This window comes from Nonomuraea typhae, assembly GCF_009760925.1.
GTDB lineage: Bacteria > Actinomycetota > Actinomycetes > Streptosporangiales > Streptosporangiaceae > Nonomuraea > Nonomuraea typhae.
Map to the genome: position 1 here is coordinate 217,696 of NZ_VRLV01000001.1, position 16,424 is coordinate 234,119.

At 72.2% G+C, this 16,424-nt stretch carries 16 protein-coding genes and 1 riboswitch; of the genes, 10 read left to right on the forward strand and 6 right to left on the reverse strand.

Translation table 11 applies throughout. The features are described from left to right. Positions 1 to 157: 157 nt before the first annotated feature. Together FVE25_RS01035 and FVE25_RS01040 are read left to right on the forward strand one after the other, a co-directional pair. Positions 158 to 1,390 carry an NYN domain-containing protein gene (locus FVE25_RS01035; RefSeq protein WP_246266498.1) on the forward strand — a complete coding sequence of 411 codons (1,233 nt, stop codon included), beginning with the start codon at positions 158 to 160 and terminating at the stop codon, positions 1,388 to 1,390. A gap of 201 nt (positions 1,391 to 1,591) precedes the next feature. After that, positions 1,592 to 2,530, forward strand: coding sequence for a C40 family peptidase (locus tag FVE25_RS01040; RefSeq protein ID WP_246266500.1), 939 nt, complete (start codon positions 1,592 to 1,594; stop codon positions 2,528 to 2,530). On the opposite strand, the gene FVE25_RS01045 is transcribed toward FVE25_RS01040, so the two are convergent. Next, positions 2,527 to 3,411 (reverse strand): LysR family transcriptional regulator, encoded by an 885-nt coding sequence (locus tag FVE25_RS01045; protein WP_157244453.1) that lies wholly within the window; start codon positions 3,409 to 3,411, stop codon positions 2,527 to 2,529. The genes FVE25_RS01040 and FVE25_RS01045 overlap by 4 nt on opposite strands. Before the next feature lie 70 nt (positions 3,412 to 3,481). Between FVE25_RS01045 and FVE25_RS01050 the strand changes: the two genes are divergently transcribed. From FVE25_RS01050 to FVE25_RS01085, 8 genes are all read left to right on the forward strand, one after another. Then, a complete protein-coding gene (locus FVE25_RS01050) occupies positions 3,482 to 4,099 on the forward strand; it encodes a class I SAM-dependent methyltransferase (protein WP_157244454.1) in 618 nt (205 codons plus the stop codon). 228 nt (positions 4,100 to 4,327) lie between these two features. After that, a riboswitch (cyclic di-AMP (ydaO/yuaA leader) is annotated at positions 4,328 to 4,480 on the forward strand. A 69-nt stretch (positions 4,481 to 4,549) separates the two neighbouring features. Further along, on the forward strand, positions 4,550 to 5,047 hold the full coding sequence (locus FVE25_RS01055) for a C40 family peptidase (RefSeq protein ID WP_157244455.1): 498 nt from the start codon (positions 4,550 to 4,552) through the stop codon (positions 5,045 to 5,047). Between the two features lie 331 nt (positions 5,048 to 5,378). Next, positions 5,379 to 5,939, forward strand: coding sequence for a hypothetical protein (locus FVE25_RS01060; protein ID WP_157244456.1), 561 nt, complete (start codon positions 5,379 to 5,381; stop codon positions 5,937 to 5,939). Beyond that, complete coding sequence (locus FVE25_RS01065; protein ID WP_157244457.1) at positions 5,936 to 7,207, forward strand: M48 family metallopeptidase; 1,272 nt, start codon at positions 5,936 to 5,938, stop codon at positions 7,205 to 7,207. Before FVE25_RS01060 ends, FVE25_RS01065 begins: the two co-directional genes overlap by 4 nt. Beyond that, the gene (locus FVE25_RS01070; RefSeq protein ID WP_157244458.1) at positions 7,204 to 8,295 is read left to right on the forward strand and encodes a glycosyltransferase family 4 protein; all 1,092 of its coding nucleotides are present in this window, start codon (positions 7,204 to 7,206) and stop codon (positions 8,293 to 8,295) included. Before FVE25_RS01065 ends, FVE25_RS01070 begins: the two co-directional genes overlap by 4 nt. Before the next feature lie 48 nt (positions 8,296 to 8,343). Then, positions 8,344 to 8,925, forward strand: a complete 582-nt coding sequence (locus FVE25_RS01075) for a hypothetical protein (RefSeq protein WP_157244459.1) — start codon at positions 8,344 to 8,346, stop codon at positions 8,923 to 8,925. A gap of 41 nt (positions 8,926 to 8,966) precedes the next feature. After that, on the forward strand, positions 8,967 to 9,764 hold the full coding sequence (locus FVE25_RS01080) for a DUF4097 family beta strand repeat-containing protein (protein ID WP_157244460.1): 798 nt from the start codon (positions 8,967 to 8,969) through the stop codon (positions 9,762 to 9,764). Next, positions 9,761 to 9,964: a hypothetical protein gene (locus FVE25_RS01085; protein ID WP_157244461.1), complete on the forward strand. Its 204-nt coding sequence runs from the start codon at positions 9,761 to 9,763 to the stop codon at positions 9,962 to 9,964. The genes FVE25_RS01080 and FVE25_RS01085 overlap by 4 nt, the downstream gene beginning before the upstream one ends. Before the next feature lie 448 nt (positions 9,965 to 10,412). Here the strand turns inward: FVE25_RS01085 and FVE25_RS01090 are convergent, their stop codons facing one another. From FVE25_RS01090 to FVE25_RS01110, 5 genes are all read right to left on the reverse strand, one after another. After that, a complete protein-coding gene (locus tag FVE25_RS01090; protein WP_219825253.1) occupies positions 10,413 to 11,447 on the reverse strand; it encodes an ABC transporter permease in 1,035 nt (344 codons plus the stop codon). Between the two features lie 381 nt (positions 11,448 to 11,828). Then, positions 11,829 to 13,328: a sugar ABC transporter ATP-binding protein gene (locus FVE25_RS56140; RefSeq protein WP_157244462.1), complete on the reverse strand. Its 1,500-nt coding sequence runs from the start codon at positions 13,326 to 13,328 to the stop codon at positions 11,829 to 11,831. Next, positions 13,316 to 14,452, reverse strand: a complete 1,137-nt coding sequence (locus FVE25_RS01100; RefSeq protein ID WP_157244463.1) for an NPCBM/NEW2 domain-containing protein — start codon at positions 14,450 to 14,452, stop codon at positions 13,316 to 13,318. The genes FVE25_RS56140 and FVE25_RS01100 overlap by 13 nt, the downstream gene beginning before the upstream one ends. Next, on the reverse strand, positions 14,440 to 15,483 hold the full coding sequence (locus FVE25_RS01105) for a substrate-binding domain-containing protein (protein WP_157244464.1): 1,044 nt from the start codon (positions 15,481 to 15,483) through the stop codon (positions 14,440 to 14,442). The genes FVE25_RS01100 and FVE25_RS01105 overlap by 13 nt, the downstream gene beginning before the upstream one ends. A 63-nt stretch (positions 15,484 to 15,546) precedes the next feature. After that, on the reverse strand, positions 15,547 to 16,359 hold the full coding sequence (locus FVE25_RS01110) for a carbohydrate ABC transporter permease (RefSeq protein ID WP_157244465.1): 813 nt from the start codon (positions 16,357 to 16,359) through the stop codon (positions 15,547 to 15,549). Between the last annotated feature and the right edge of the window lie 65 nt (positions 16,360 to 16,424).

The following is a 16,424-nucleotide window of genomic DNA, read 5'->3' on the forward strand; positions in this document are numbered from 1 at the left end:
TTACGGTTAGGTACGCGGCAGCCGTACCCTTGACTGAAAGAGCAAGGCGCGAAGGGACACACGTGGGATGAGCTCAGCCGGTGAAGGCCTGTCTCGCCCGCTCCCTGAGCAGGTAAGACTCAATGTCGTCGACCTCGCGGCACAGGTCCTGGGGTCGATGCCGGCCGCCGTGGTGCCGCCGCCGCTGCGCGGGATCGCCAGGTTCGATCCGCGCAAGCGGGCCAAGCTGGGCAGTGCGCCCATCGCCGCGCAGCTGGAGAACGACAAGGAGTTCAGGGAGGCCGTGGCCGAGTCGGTCGCGGCCGGGTGGCCGGAACTCGTCGCCGCGCTGGCCGAGGGCAATGTGCCGCCCGCGGCCGACCCCGTGCTGGTGGCGGCCGCCGCCTACCTCACGCGTCCGCCCGGGTGGGCGGAGATCGTGGAGATGGCCCGTGCCGACCTGGAGCAGTCGGCCGTGGCCGCCGAAGGGTCGGCGCAGGAACAGCAGGTCGCACGTCTGCGTGAGCAGCTCTCGGCGCAGAAGACCGCGGCCAAGGAGGAGTCCGACCGGCTGCGCGAGCAGCTCAAGGCCGCCCGCGCGGAGAACTCCGACCTGCGCCGCAAACTGCACGAAGCGCGCGAGCGGGCCAAGGCGGCCGAGCAGCGGCGCGCGTCCGTGGAGCAGACCGCCGAGGAGGCCATGACCGCGGCCACGGCCGCGGGCAGCGCCGGGGAGGCTGAGCTGCGCCGCCTGCGCGAGCGCCTGAACGACGTGGAGAAGCAGCTCGAGGTCTCCCGCCGGGCCGCCCGCGAGGGCCGCAGCATCGAGGACGCGCGCATCCGGGTCCTGCTGGACGCGCTGCAGGACGCCTCGGCCGGGCTGCGGCGCGAGCTGGCCCTGCCCACGACCATCAGCCGCCCGGCCGACTCGGTGGCCGCCGTCTCGCCCGGCGCTCCCGGGGTCCGCGCCGTGCCCGCCCGCGCGCTGGCCGACGACGACCCGCAACTGCTCGACCAGCTCCTGGCCCTGCCTCAGGTGCACCTGGTCATCGACGGCTACAACGTGACCAAGACCGGCTACGGCAGCCTCACCCTGGCCGACCAGCGGGCCCGGCTCATGACCGGGCTGGGCGGGCTGGTGGCCCAGACCCGGGTCGAGGTGACCGTCGTCTTCGACGGCGCCGAGCTCAACTCGCCGGTTCAGGTGGTCGCCCCGCGAGGGGTGCGCGTGTTGTTCAGCGCGCCGGGGGAGATCGCCGACGACGTGATCCGCCAGCTCGTCCGGGCCGAGCCGCCCGGCCGCGCGATCGCGGTGGTCTCCTCCGACCGCGAGGTGGCCGAGTCGGTGCGGCGCATGGGCGCCAGACCGGTTCCGTCTGCTTTGCTGCTTCGCCGCCTCGGCCGGGCGTAACCTTCCGACGCCGCTCCCGCACAGCGACCGGGGACGCCTGCCATGCGCCTCCGGTCGCGCTGACGAGGAGCTAGGGCGTTGGTTACAAATGGGGCGAATAGCTGAGACCTCACCCGTCACTTCTGTACTATTTCCCCCCAGATATGTTCCCTGGGAGGCGACGCTGTGAAGTACGGCCGGGCTACGTTGGCTGCTGGTCTGGTGATCGGGCTGCTGGCGTCACCGGTCGGTGTGGCCGCCGCCGACCCCAAACCGACCATCAAACAGGCCAAGGCCAAGCTCGCCCGCCTCAACGACCGCGCCGACAAGGTCGTCGACCGCTTCAACACCGCCACCGAGCGGCACAAGGACGCCAAGAAGAAGTACGCGCGGCTGAACTCCTCGTACAAGCAGAAGCTGGCCACCGTGGAGAACCTGCGCAAGCAGATCGTCACCATGACGGTCAACGACTACCGGCTCGGCGCCGACGTGACCTCCTGGCCGTCGATCATGGGCAACGGCGACCCGACGGGCCTGCTCAGCGGTATGGCCCTCACGAGCCAGATGCAGGCCGAGCGGAGCGAGCGGCTGGCCGCCTTCGACCGGGAGAACAAGGGCCTGAAGGCCGAGCGCGACCGCGCCCAGGACGCCCTCGTCGCCGCCGACGACGAACGCGACGAGGTGGAGAAGGAACGCGCCGAGGTTCTCGAGCTGATCAAGCAGCAGAAGAAGCTCCTGCGCGAACTGGGCGCCTACAACGAGGGCGACCCCGACAGCACCGGCATCGCCTACGACGGCCCGGCCACCGGCAACGCGGCCGCCGTGCTCAAGTTCGCCTACGCCCAGGTCGGCAAGCCCTACATCTACGGCGGCACCGGGCCGCGCGGCTACGACTGCTCCGGCTTCACCCAGGCGTCCTGGCGGGCCGGCGGCGTCTCGCTGCCCCGCACCACCTGGCAGCAGTGGGCCTGGGGCGCCAAGCGGAAGGTCAGCCTGGACGCCCTCCAGCCCGGTGACCTGATCTTCAGCGAGGGCCTCGGCCACGTCACCATGTACGCGGGCAACGGCAACATCGTGCACGCGCCGCAGACCGGCGACGTCATCAAGGTCGTCAAGCTCTCCTCGTACGGCCGGCGGATCGTCGGCGCCATCCGGCCCTAGGCGGCCGGGCCGTACCCCAGCATGACCTCCAGCAGCGCCTCCACGGCCGGTGAGCGGGCCGGGCGGGGCAGGACGACGGCGTAGACGCGCCGGGCGGGCAGCGCGGGGGAGGGGCGCAGCAGCCGGATGTCCCCGCGCACGGCGGCGCCCGCGACCGACGGGTACAACATCACCCCGACCCCCGCCGCCACCAGCCCCTGGCGCCCGTTCCAGTCGTCGCACAGGTGGCGCACGCGCGGCGGCGCGCCCATGGCCGCCCCCAGCTCCGACAGCGGCCCGAGGCAGTCGGGGTGGGTGCCGTCGATCCACGGCTCCTCCGCCAGCTCGCGCAGCGCGACCGTCTCGGCCGAGGCGAGCGGGTGCGCGCCGGGCAGGGCCACCAGCAGGTCGTCGTCCAGGAGCGGCACCGCCTCCAGGCCCGCGGGCGGCTCGGGGTCCCACGAGGTGGTCAGCGCGAGGTCGGCCGTCCCCTCGCGGACGGCGTGCGCCCCCTGACCGGCGACGGTCAGGGAGAGCTCCACGCCGGGATGCCGGGTGGCCAGGATGCGGAAGCAGCCGGGGACGAAGTCCGTGGCCGCGCTCGGGAAGGCGTGCACGCGCACGCGGCCGGTCTCGCCCGCCGCGTGGGCCGCCAGCCTCGTCTCCAGCAGCGTCATGCCGTCGAGGACCCGCGCGGCCTGCTCCAGCGCGGCCAGCCCGGCGTCGGTGGCGCGGACGCCGCGGGGCAGCCGGTGGAACAACCGCACGCCGCTGCGCCGCTCCAGCGCGGCGATCTGCCGGGAGACGGCGGGCTGCGTCATCGACAGCGCCTCGGCGGCGGCCGAGAAGGACCCGAGCCGCCCCACCTCCGACAGCACCTTCAGTGACCAGACGTCAAGCATGCATGGAGCTTATGCCTTTCATGCCGAACCCGCAGTGGTGCTCATGCCTTGTCCGCAGAAGGATCGGGTCATGGACGCCTGGATCGCCTCCCTTCTGCCCGCCGTCCCCGTCCGCATCCTGGACGCGGGGTGCGGCGACGGTTCGCTGGCCGCGCAGCTGTCGTCTCTCGGCCACGACGTCACCGCCATCGACCTCGACCCCGGTCCCGCCCACGCCGCCGGGGTCCCCGCGCGGCGGGCCGACATGGCCGCCTACGAGGACGACCCGTTCGACGTCATCGTGATGTCACTGTCGCTCCACCACATGCACCCGCTCGGGAAGGCGCTCGACCGCGCCGCCGCGCTGCTGGTCCCCGGCGGGCGGCTCGTCGTGGACGAGTTCGCGTGGGACTGGGCCGACGGGCCCGCGGCCACCTGGTTCTACGACGCCGGTGTGCTGCTCGGGCGCTTCGACGAGCCGGTCGAGGACCCTCTCGCGCGCTGGCGCGAGGCCCATGCGGACTGTGCGACCGCGCGCGACATGCTCGCCGCCATCGAGGCGCGCTTCGCCGTCACCGGGTTGCGCCGCGTGCCGTACCTGCATCGCTATCTCGAGGGGCCGGCGCGGCTGCGGGAGATCGAAGAGGTACGGCACGTGCCGACCGGGTTCCGGCTGACGGCTGTGACCAGAGTGACGGATGGGATCTGACATGACCTTGGAGCTCCAAGTGTGAGCAGGGTCACATTTGGATAACGGAACCCGTGGTTCAGCAGGAGTTCTCGCTCTGACAGAACCCTCTGGCTGATCTTGACAACTTTGCTTGCGCTTTGCCGAGCCGTGACGCCCCGAGTACCTTCTGGCGTCGCGGCGGACAAGCCATGGGCGCCGTAGCACCACACATCCGCCGGCCGCCCCGTCACCACGAGGGCCGCGGCCTGCCGAGTCCGTGCAGCCAGGAGGCACGGAGCCGGGGAACCACCGATCCCGATCCCCAGGGGTCAAGGGGTGAATCGGCGCGCGCACACCGCGTGCCGTAGGGCGACTTCCAGGCCCGAATCCGACAGCTAACCCGGTAGGCGTTCGTGGAAGCTCCAAGGAGACATCCTGTCTACCTCCCTGCATTACCCCCGTCGTGTCCTCAGTGGCGCGGCGATCGCCATGACCGTGACGGCCGGAGGGTTCGCCCTCCACGCCCCCGCCGCGCAGGCCGCGACCACCACGAGGACCGCGACCGTCACGAAGGCCGTCACGAAGGCCGTCAAGAAGGCCGTCACCACCCGCGCCACCAGGCAGAAGGCGAAGGCGGTCAAGGCCGTCTCCGTGGCCAGGGCGCAGGTCGGCGACCCGTATCGCTACGGCGGCACGGGACCCGGCGCCTTCGACTGCTCCGGACTCGTCCAGTACGCCTGGAAGAAGGCCGGAGTCAAGATCCCCCGCGTGACGCACAGCCAGTACGCGCGCATCAAGAAGAAGATCTCATGGAAGTCTCTGCAGCCGGGTGACCTGCTGTTCTTCCGCGGTCGTGGCCATGTCGGCATGTACGTCGGCGACGGCAAGATGGTCCACTCGCCCAGTTCGGGCAAGCGGGTGCGGGTGGACAGGCTCAGCGGATGGCGTAAGTCGTCGTTCGCCGGAGCCGTCCGGCCGGGTTCGTAGGAGCCCGGTCAGCACAGGCCGGGCTGAGGCGAGGTTCCGCCCGGTTGACGCACGTGGGCCCCGTCCCCTCCCGGGACGGGGCCCACGCGCGTGCGGCTACCATCGGGCCGTGGTCGTGAGCCGTCGCGCCGCGCTCGCGGCCCTCCTGATCGCAGCCGTGGGCTGCGGGGCGTCCGCTACGCGTGATGAGGGGACGGCCGGCCGTACGCCGGCTGAGGGAACGGCCCGCCGTACGCCGGTTGAAGGATCGGCCCGCCGTACGCCAGCCGCAGGTGTCGATCGCGCGGATCTCGCGCGGCGGGCGGACAGGGCCGCGCGGAGGGTCGGCGCGGTGCTCGGGCAGCCGGTACGGCCGCGCGTCGAGGTGGCGGCCGACGCCGGGGAGGCGGCCCGGATGGCCGGGGTGGCCTCCGTCGAGGGTCTGGCCGCGGTGGCCGACGCCGGGCGGGTGATCGTGATCCCGGAGACGTACGCCAGGCTCACCCCCACCGGGCGCGACGTCGTGCTCACCCACGAGCTCACCCACGTGGCGGCCGGGACGGAGGGGCTGCCCGCGTGGCTGTACGAGGGGTTCGCCGACTACGTGGCCTACAAGGACGCCGGGCTGGCCGTGCCCGTGGCCGCGGCCGAGCTGGCCGCCGAGGTACGGGCGGGCAGGGTGCCGCGGAGCCTCCCCGGCCCGGAGGCGTTCGCGCCCGGGTCGGCGCGGCTGGCACAGTCCTACCAGGAGGCGTGGCTGGCGTGTCGCTTCCTGGCCGAGCGGCTGGGCGAGGCCAGGCTGGTGAAGCTCTACCACGACGCCCGGCGGGCAGGTGCGCACCGAGCGCTGCCCTGGCCGGTCGCCGAGCTGACCGATCGGTGGCGCAGGTACGTGCGGAAGGAACTGGCATGACGGAAGACACCCTGGCCGGGGCGGGGCTGCGGCGGCAGGCGGGGATCGCGGCGGCCGTCCTCGGCGCCGCCTTCGTCGTGATCGCCGCGCTCACCACCCCCTGGCGGCCGCTGCCCGCGCAGGCGCCCCAGGTGGCCCCCGATCCGGCCCGCGACTTCACCGCGGAGCAGCTCGCCAGGTCACAGGCGTTCGACGCGGCCACCAGCGTGCCGTCGTACCTGTCGTTCGGGCTGACGATTCTGTTCGCCGGGCTGCTGGTGGCCACGCCGATGGGCGCGAAGCTCCTCGGCAGGCTGCGGGGGCCGTGGTGGGTGCGGGTCATTCTGGGCGTGGTGGTGCTGACCGCGCTGGTCGAGCTGCTGCGCTGGCCGCTCGGGATGTGGTTCGAGGTACGGCTGCGCGATTTCGGGCTGTCCACCCAGGGGTGGGCCGATTGGAGTGGTGACCGGCTGAAGAGCATCGGCGTCCGGATCGTGCTGCTGGCCATCATGGTCGTGGCGCTGGCCGGGCTGGCCCGCCGGTTCCGCCGCTGGTGGATCGCCGCCGCCGGGGGCGCCGCCGTACTCACGATCGTCGCCTCGTTCGTGTATCCGGTCGTGTTCGAGCCGCTGTTCAACGACTTCCGCCCCATGGCCGCGGGCAAGCTCCGCACCGACCTGCTGGCCATGGCCGAGCGCGACGGCGTCCCGGTCGAGGACGTGCTCGTCGCCGACGCCTCCCGCCGGACCACCGCGCTCAACGCCTACGTCTCCGGCTTCGGCGCCACCCGCCGCATCGTGGTCTACGACACGCTCCTCAAGGCTCCGGAGCCCGAGGTCGAGCTGGTCGTCGCGCACGAGCTGGGACACGCCGGGAACGGCGATGTCCTCAACGGCACGCTCCTGGCCGCGCTGGGCGCCGCGTTCGGCGCGGCCGCGCTGTTCGCGATCTTCCCCTGGGTACGGCGGCGCGTCCGGGTGGGCACGATCGCCGAGCCGGTGGCGGTCGGCGCCGTCATGGGCCTGATGAGCCTGGCCACGGTGCTGTCCGGACCCGCCCAGAACCTCATCAGCCGCCACGTCGAGGCCCGGGCCGACGCCCACTCGCTCGACCTCACGCGTGACCCGGCCACGTTCGTCGCCATGCAGAAGCGGCTGGCGACCACGAACATCTCGGATTTGTCGCCCGACCTCGTCGAGTACATCCTGTACGCCTCCCACCCCACCGCCCCGCAGCGCATCGCCATGGCCCGCTCCTGGGCGCTGCTGAACGGCGTGCCCGAGCCGTGAGCCGCGTCCTCATCGTCACGAACGACTTCCCGCCCAGACAGGGCGGCATCCAGTCGTTCGTGCACGGCCTGGCGGTGCGGACGCCCGGGGTCGCCGTCTACGCCCCCGCCTGGCCGGGCAGCGCCGCCTTCGACCGGCGGCAGCCGTACCCGATCTTCCGCCATCCGACCTCGCTCATGCTGCCCACGCCCGCCGTGGCCCGCCGAGCCGCCCACCTCGTGGCCCGGCTGGGGGCGGACACCGTCGTCTTCGGCGCCGCCGCGCCTTTGGGCCTGCTCGCACCCCGCCTGCGCGCGGCCGGGGCCCGGCGGATCGTGATGCTCACGCACGGGCACGAGGCGTCCTGGGCCCGCACGCCGGGCCTGAGGCGGGTGCTGCGCCGGATCGGCGCGCACGCGGACGTGGTGACGTATCTGGGCTCGTACACGCGGGCTCGGCTCTCCGGCGTGATTCCCCCGGCCAAGCTGGTACGGCTGGCGCCCGGCGTGGACCCTTCGGCGTTCCACCCCTCGGCGGCGCCGGTCGAGCTCGGGCTGGGCGGGCGGCCGGTGGTGCTGTGCGTGTCCAGGCTGGTGGCGCGCAAGGGACAGGACCAGCTGATCAGGGCGTGGCCGAGGGTGCTGCGGGCGGTGCCCGGCGCCGTGTTGCTGCTGGCTGGCGAAGGCCCGGCCCGGCGGCGCCTGGAACGGCTGGCGGCGCGGACCCGGTCGGTGGTCTTCGCGGGGCCGGTGCCGGAGGAGAGCCTGCCGGGGTACTACGCGGCCGCCGACGTCTTCGCGATGCCGTGCCGTACCCGGTTGGGCGGGGTGGACGTCGAAGGGCTCGGCATCGTCTTCCTGGAGGCCGCGGCCAGTGGGCTGCCGGTACTGGCCGGGGCCTCCGGAGGCGCCCCCGATGCCGTACGGCCGGGGGAGACCGGGGTGGTGGTGGACGGGCGGTCGGTTCCCGAGGTGGCCGCCTCGCTGATCGAGCTGCTGGCCGATCCCGAGCGCGCCCGGAAGATGGGGGAGCTTGGGCGGGAATGGGTGGTTCTCGAGTGGTCGTGGGAGCTGGTGGCCCGGCGCTTCCATGAGATCCTCCGGGGATGACGTCACTCGCGGCTTGCGTTGACGGCGTCGTGATGTCATCATGACGTCATGGATCTCACGCCCCACATCGACACCCTCCGCAGGGAGCTCACCGCCGCCGCCGGCGTGGGTGGCGCGGAGATGCGGGCCGCCGCCGAGTCGCTGACCTCCGCGCTGGAGGCCGCGATGCGGCTGACGTTGCTGGAGGTGCTCTCCGACGCGGCCGAGTCGCTCACCGGGCAGATCGAGCCGGACCAGGTCGAGTTGCGGATCCGCGGCAGGGAGCCCGAGCTCGTCGTCAGCCGTTCCCACCACGCCGCCGACGCTTCGGACCCCGGCGCCTGGTATGGCGTTCCCGGGGTGCCCGGGGTGCCGGGGGTGCCGGGGATGTCCGGCTGGCCCGAGGGTCCTTGGGGTATGCCCGGGCCTCCGCCCCCTCCCGCGCCGCCCGAGCCCGGTGACGGCGACCCCACGACCGCCCGGATGACGTTGCGCCTGCCCGAACCGCTCAAGTCCCGCATCGAGCAGGTCGCCGGTCAGGCGGGGATGTCGGTGAACGCCTGGATGGTCCGCGTCCTGAGCCAGGCGGTGTCCGGCCGGCCATCCCCGCCCGGAGGTCCCGGTCAGCGCATCACCGGCTGGGCCCGGTAACTCCACCCCACTGTCCGCCCGCGCCGATAGGAGATTTCGTCATGCCCGTTTTCGCCACCCCCGGCCCCATCACCCTCCAGGTGAACTTCCCGGCAGGCGACCTGACCGTCACCGCCTCCGCCCGGGAGGACACCACGGTCGAGGTCACCCCGGCCAACCGCGACAGCGACGCCGACCTCGCCTACGCCGCGTCGGTAAGCGTCGAGCACGTGAACGGCACCGTCCTGATCAAGGCCCCGGAGGACACCTCCCGCCTGCGCCGCACCCCCGCCGTGCACATCGTCGTCGCCCTCCCCGCCGGCTCCCGCCTGATCGCCGGCACCGCCGCCGGCGACACGAGGGCCACCGGCGTGTACGGGAACGTGGACTTCTCCAGCGCCTCCGGAGACCTCCACCTGCACCGCGCCGCCGCCTTGACCGCCAAGACGGCATCAGGTGACGTCACCTGTGACGTCGTGGACGGCGTCACCGACATCACCAACACCTCCGGCGACATCCGCGTCACCAAGGCAGCCGGCGCCCTGTCCATCCAAGCCGTGTCGGGCGCCGTCCGCGTAGGCCACGCGGCCTCGGACGTCGACATCACGTCCACCTCCGGCGACGTCACCGTCCAATCGGTGACCACCGGCCGCGTCGTCCTCAACTCCACCTCGGGCGACACGGCCGTGGCCGTCACCCCCGGCAGCGCCGTCTGGCTCGACCTCAACTCCCTGACCGGCCGCGTCACCTCCACCCTCCACCAGAGCGAGGAGCCGGCACAGGGCGAACAGACCGTAGAGATCACCGCCCGCAGCCTGAGCGGCAGCATCGCCGTAACCCGGGCGGAGGCCGCCCAATGAACCACCCACACCTGATCACCGACTACCTCCGCTGCCGCCACACCGACCTGCTGGCCGAAGCCGCCACCGAACGCCTAGCCCACCAGCACCTCCCTTCGCGCCCATCCACAAGCCCGCTCGCCCCCATCCGCCACCACCTGGCCGAAGCCCTCCACCACCTCGCCCACCGCATCGACCCCGACCCCTCCACCCCCTTCTGACCCCGCCCTGACCACCCTCCTGCCCTGACCCCCTGCCCTCACCATCCCCCGCCCTCGCGACTGTCCGCCCCTGACCGCCTTCCGCCCCTGACCACCCTTCGGCCCTGACCTTCCACTGCCTTATGACTCAGCCCTCCACCGCCTGCCGACCTGCCTACCGACCGTCTCCTGATCTGGCGCTCACTACCTGACGGTCTGGACCTCGGCACGTCCTGGGTGGTCACCTGTATCCGCGGGTCGCCTCTACTCATGGGCTACCTCACCCACTGGTCACTTCCACCATGCGCCCTCACGCCCATGCGCCCCCTCACGCCCATGCGCCTCCACGCCCATGCGCCTCCACGCCCACGGGTCCAACGCCTTGTGGGTCACCCTCACCCATGTGTCGCCCGAGCGGGGAGGGTCTTCCCCTGGCCAGGGAAGGAGGGGGTGCTGGGGTGGTGAGGTTCTAGGTGGGGAGGCCGACGGCGCGTTCGCCGCTGCGGCGTTGCTGGATGACGACTGCGACCACCAGGAGGGCCCCTTGGGCGACGTTCTGCCAGAAGGTGCTGATGCCGTGGAAGGTGAGGCCGTTCTCCAGCGCGCCGAGGAGGACGACGGCGAGCAGGGTGCCGCCCACGCCGCCCTTGCCGCCCTTCAGCGCGCATCCGCCCAGGGCGGCGGCGGTGATGGCCTTGAGTTCGAGGCCGGCGCTGCCGGAGGTGGGGTGGCCGGAGCCGATGCGGGCGGTCAGGATGATGCCGGCCACGGCGGCGATCAGGCCGGCGAGGGCGTAGACGGCGATGAGGTACTTGTTGATGTCGATGCCGGCCAGGCGGGCGGCGGTGTCGTTGCCGCCGATGGCGTAGAGGTTGCGGCCTATGTCGGTGTATTTCAGGAGCACGTGTATGGCCACCGCCACCAGCGCCAGGATCCACACCATGGTGGGGAGGCCGATGATGCTGCCGCGGGAGATGAAGATGAACAGGTCGTCCCCGAGGACGTACCCCTGGGCGGCGCCGCCGGACAGCAGTTGGGCGAGGCCCTTGTAGGCGGCGAGGGTGGCCAGGGTGGCGATGACGGCGTTGACCCGGCCGTACACGATGACGATGCCGTTCACCACACCGAGCAGGAGTCCGACGACCAGGGCGGCGGCCATGCCGAGGACCGGGCTGCGGTCGGTGGCCATGAAGGCCATGGCGCTGACGACCGAGGCGACACCGGTGGCCGAGCCGACGGAGATGTCCAGGGCGCCGCAGATGATGACGACGGTCTGGACCACGGCCAGCAACCCCGCGATGGTGACGGCGTCGCCGATGACGCGGATGTTGCTCCACGCCAGGTACCCGGGGTCGAGCACACCGAACAACGCGGCCACGGCGACGATGGCCATGAGGAGGATGAGGTTCTGGGCACCCACGGCGCCGACGGCCGTAGCAGCCAGGCGGCCACCGCCCGGGCCGGACTCGAGGGTGGCCTTGGGGCCGCTGGTCTGGGAGGTCACGGTGCTCCTCCTGGCTGGGAGTCGGTACGCGGCCCGGTGCGGGGCGAGGTGCGCCGCGTGTGGTGGGTTGTGGGGTGCCGCGTGGTGCGGGTGCGGGGCGAGGTGCGCCGCGTGTGGTGGGGTGCGGGTGCGAGGCGAGGTGCGCCGCGTGTGGTGGGTTGTGGGGTGCCCCGTGTGGGTGCGGAGTGTGGGGCGCCGCGTGGTGCGGGTGCGTGGTGTGGGGTGTCGCGTGGTGCGGGTGCGGGTGCGGGTGCGGGTGTGGGTGCGGGTTGTGGGGTGCCGCGTGGTCCGGGGGAGGGTGAGCTGCATGGGTGGGACTTGGGACTTTGGCTGGCAGGGGAGGGATTAACGTCTGGTGTCAGGTGGGGTTGGCGGGGTGGGCTACGGGGTGGGGGTGGTGAGGTCGTCGGCCATGGCGAGGGACAGGATGGCCTCCTCACTGGCCTGGTCGCGGGGGAGTTCGCCGGTGATGCGGCCGTTCTGCATGACCAGGATGCGGTCCGCCAGGCCGAGGACCTCGGGGAGTTCGGAGGAGACGACCAGGACGGCGACTCCGGTGCGGGCGAGGTCGGCGATGATGTGGTAGATCTCGGCCTTGGCCCCGACGTCGATGCCGCGGGTGGGTTCGTCCAGGATGAGGACCTTGGGGCGGCGGGCCAGCCACCTGGCCAGCACGACCTTCTGCTGGTTGCCTCCGGACAGCTTGCGGACCTCGTGCTCCAGGGACGGGGTGCGGATGCGCAGGCGGTCGGCGAACTCGGCGACGGCTCGGGTTTCGGCGGCGCGGCGGACGAAGCGCCAGGTGCGCAGCCGGTCGAGGATGATCAGCGAGGTGTTGTCGCGGACGGTGCGGTCCAGGAAGAGGGCCTGGGCCTTGCGTTCTTCGGGCGCGTAGCCGAGCCCGGCGTGTACGGCGTCGCCGGGGTGGCGCAGGCGCAGGGCGCGGCCGGCGATGCTGACGGTGCCGGAGCGGATGGGCAGGTCGCCGGCCAGGGCGCGGGCGAGTTCGGAGCGGCCGGCGCCGACGAGGCCGGCGAGGGCGACGACTTCGCCGGCACGCACCTGGAAGGTGATGTCGCGGACGTCGTCGGTGGTGAGGGAGCGGACGTCGAGGACGACGTCGCCGGCCGGGGTGCCGGGGCGTTCGAACATGGTGGACAGGTCGCGGCCGACCATCATGCGGACGATGTCGCCTTCCGCGGCGTCGGCGGCCTGCCGTACCCCGACCAGGGCGCCGTCGCGCAGGACGGCGATGCGGTCGGCGAGGCGGAAGATCTCTTTGAGGCGGTGGGAGACGTAGACGATGGCCCGGCCCTGGGCGCGCAGGCGGGTGATGAGGGTGAAGAGGGCTTCGGTCTCGTGTTCGCCGAGGGAGGAGGTGGGTTCGTCGAAGGCGATGACCCGGGCCTCGCCGGTGAGGGCGCGCAGGATCTCCACGAGCTGGCGCTGGGCGGGGGTGAGGGCGGAGCCGGGGGTGGCGGGGTCGAGGGCGTGCTCGAAGCCGAGCCGTACGAGGTGGTCGCGGATGCGCTCGTGGAGGGCGGTGCGGTCGAGGAGGCGGCCGCGGCGGCGGGGGAGGGCGCCGGCGTAGACGTTCTCGGCGACGGAGACGTGCGGGATGATCTCCGGTTCCTGGGGGATGACGCGGATGCCGTGGCGGCGGGCGTCGGCGGGGGAGTGCAGGTCGAGCGGGCGGCCGTCCAGGAGGACACGGCCCGCGTCCGGCCGGTGATCCCCGTTGACGATCTTGATCAGGGTGGACTTGCCCGCGCCGTTCTCGCCCATCAGGGCGGTGACCTGCCCGGCGGGGAAGTCGGTGGTGACGCCGCGCAGCGCTTGGACGCCGGAGAAGTGTTTGGTCAGCTCCTCTACCCTGAGCACGCGATCACCGGGTCACCCCAGGCGGCCTCGTCTCCGTCGCCGCCGTCGCCGCCGTCGGTGACGACGAGCCGGACCAGGCGGGCGCCGGTGACGTCCGCGGTGAGGGGTACGGCGGGCATGGCGCCGGTCAGCGGCCCGGTTTCGGCGGCTTTGCGGCCGTCGGCCCAGATCTCGAAGGTGACGCGGCCCCGCTGGCCGGCGGAGTCGTCGACGCCCACGGAGGCGCTGAGCTTGGTGCAGCGTCCGCCGAGGTAGTACTCGAGGGCGCCGGGGGCGCGGGCGGCCAGGCCCTTGGCGTAGGAGGTCCTGTTGACCGTGACCTTGCGGCGTTCGACGGCGCCCTGGCCGTTGGCCATGCTGAGCCACGGCAGGTCGCTGACGTAGGTCCGGCCGGAGGGGGCCGGCGGCGGGACGACGAAGATCGAGCTGGACTTCGTCGTGGCGGCGGCGGCCTCGAGCCAGTAGGCGTTGCGGGGGAGGCCCGCGGGGGTGCTGACGTTCCAGGTGGTGATCAGTTGCTGCCCGGGGGCGAGGGTCTTGACGGTGGCGGGGCCGGTGGGGGCGCCCTTCCACTGGTACGGCAGGCTCAGCGTGGCCGTGATGTCGGCGGCGCCGGTGAGCCCGAGGTTGGTGACGACGGTGCTGACCTGGGTGGTGGCCTCGCCCTCGACGAGGGCGGCGGCGCCGGGGTAGGGGGTGGGTAAGCGCAGGTCGAGTTCGATCAGCGGCGGGTAGGCGGCCCAGTTGGCGTCGCGGGAGACCTGGTAGAGCACCGCCTGGCGCGGCGGCACGCTGGCGGCCAGGGCACCCGCGGTGTGGTGGTCGGCGCCGGTGGCCAGGTTCCGCACCCGGTAGGCGGGCGCGGCGGGGGGTAAGCCGACTTCGGCGGCCGTGGTGGCGATGCGCTGCGGGTATCCGCTCTCGTTGTAGAGCGCGACCGCGAGGTCGCCGTTGGGCAGCGGTTTGACGACCACCCAGCGGCCGTCCTCGGCGCGCACGATCCTGCTGTCGGCACCGAGCAGGGCGCCTTCCGGCACCTCGTCGGCGCTCGCCGGTGCGGCGAACGCCGCCAGTGCGGTGGCCGCAGCGGCGGCGGCCAGCGATAAGCGTGTCAGGCGCTGCACTTGACTCCCTCGGCCTGCCAGTTGGTCGGATCCACCATCTTGGTCGGTGCGAAGGCCTCTGCCGGCATCGCGGTGCCGTTCTTCATGGTGTCATACATCGTCTGCACGGCCAGCTTGCCGACCTCGTAGCCGTTGATGAACAACGCTGCCTTCATACCTGAAGGTTTGCCGCTGTTCCAGTCCTTGCACGCAAGATAGGCGCCGAGGCCCACGCCGATGATGTTCGCGGGCTTGATCCCGGCGTTCTGCAGGGCGGTGACGCCGCCGCTGACGTTCTCGTCGTTGCAGCCGAGCATCACCCAGTTCTTGACGGAGCGGTTGCCGCTGATGGTGGCGGCGACCTTGTCCTGGGCGCCGGTCGGGGTGTTGTCGGTGCCGACCTCGATGACCTTGACGCCGCTGACGCCGGCGGCGGTCTCGAACGCGGGGACGGCGGCCTTGACCCGGTCGGTGCAGACGGTCACGTCCTGCTGCCAGGCGGTGATGATCGCGGTGTCGGCCTTCTGCCAGCCGGCCTTCTTGAACTCCTCGCCGGCGCGGGTGCCGACGGACTCGCCCATCTGGGCGCCGGAGAAGCCGACACGCGGCACCAGCTTGGCCGGGTCGCAGGCGGCCGGGTCGGGGCCGTCGACGCAGACCTGGTCGTCGGAGGTGAGCAGCGGGACGCCGGCGTCCTTGGCGAGCTGGACGATCTGGGGGCCGACCGCCGGGGCGGGCACGACGATGATGATGCCGCCGACCTTCTTGCCGATCGCGGCCTGTGTCTCGGTGACGGCCTTGTTGGTGTCCTCGCTGAGGTCCACGACCTGCAGGTCGACGCCGAGCTCGGCGGCCTTGTCCCGGGCGCCCCGGGCCTCGCCGATGAAGTACTCCTGGTCGCCCTGCTTCTGCAGGTAGGCGATGGAGATCTTGCCCCCGGCGGAGGCCCTGCTCGTGGCGCCGCTCGCCGGCTCCTTGCCGGACGAGCACGCTGCCAGGGCCAGGGCGGCGGTGAACAACGCGGCGGCGGCTCTGGTGGAGGGCAGGATCATGGGGGGTGCACCTGCTTCCTTGCGTTGACAGGGATCTTTTTCCGTTTGTCGAGGCGGCTAAACTCATCCCTTCGTCGCGCCGCCGGTCAGGCCCTTCACGAACTGTTTCTGCAGGGCCAGATAGAAGATCAGCACGGGCAGGGTCGAGAGGAACATCAGCGCGAACACGCCGCCGTAGTCGAAGGAGTACTGCCCGAGCGAGCGGTAGATGCCGGTGGTCACGGTGGTGCCCTGACCGGGGCCGAGGATGATGAGCGGGCTGAGGAAGTCGTTCCAGATCCACACGGACAGGAAGATCAGCACGCTGGCGGTGGCCGGTCGCAGCAGCGGGAAGACGATGCGCCAGAACGCCTGCCCGCGCCCGGCGCCGTCGATGGCCGCCGCCTCCTCCAGGTCGGCGGGGATGCCCTTGAGGAACCCGGTGAAGACGAAGACCCCGAACGGGATGTAGTAGCCGACGTTGAACAGCACCAGCCCCTGGACCGTGGTCATGAGGCCGAGGGCCCGCAGCACCTGGGTGATCGGGACCAGGATGACCTGGGGCGGGATCATGAGCCCGCACAGCAGGAGCACGGTGATCAGCCTGCCCCAGCGGCCTGCCGTACGGGCGAGGTAGTGAGCGAGCATGGCCGACAGCAGCGTGAGGACGATCACCGACAGGGTGGTGACGATGACGCTGTTGGCCAGGCTGGCCCAGAACAGGTTCGTCGGGTTGGTCAGGACGGCGCGCAGGTTGTCCAGCGTGGGCGGGACGGGCAGGGCGATCGCGCCCGCGCCGGGGATGAGCGCGGCCGGCTTGACCACGTTGACCAGCGCGACGTACAGCGGCACGAAGAAGACGCTGGTGACGACGAGCGTGAGCAGCGGACGCCGCACACCCGCACCTCCCCACGCTGCGCGGCGCCGCACAGTCGCAGCTCCCGGCCCCGCGTGACGCCGCA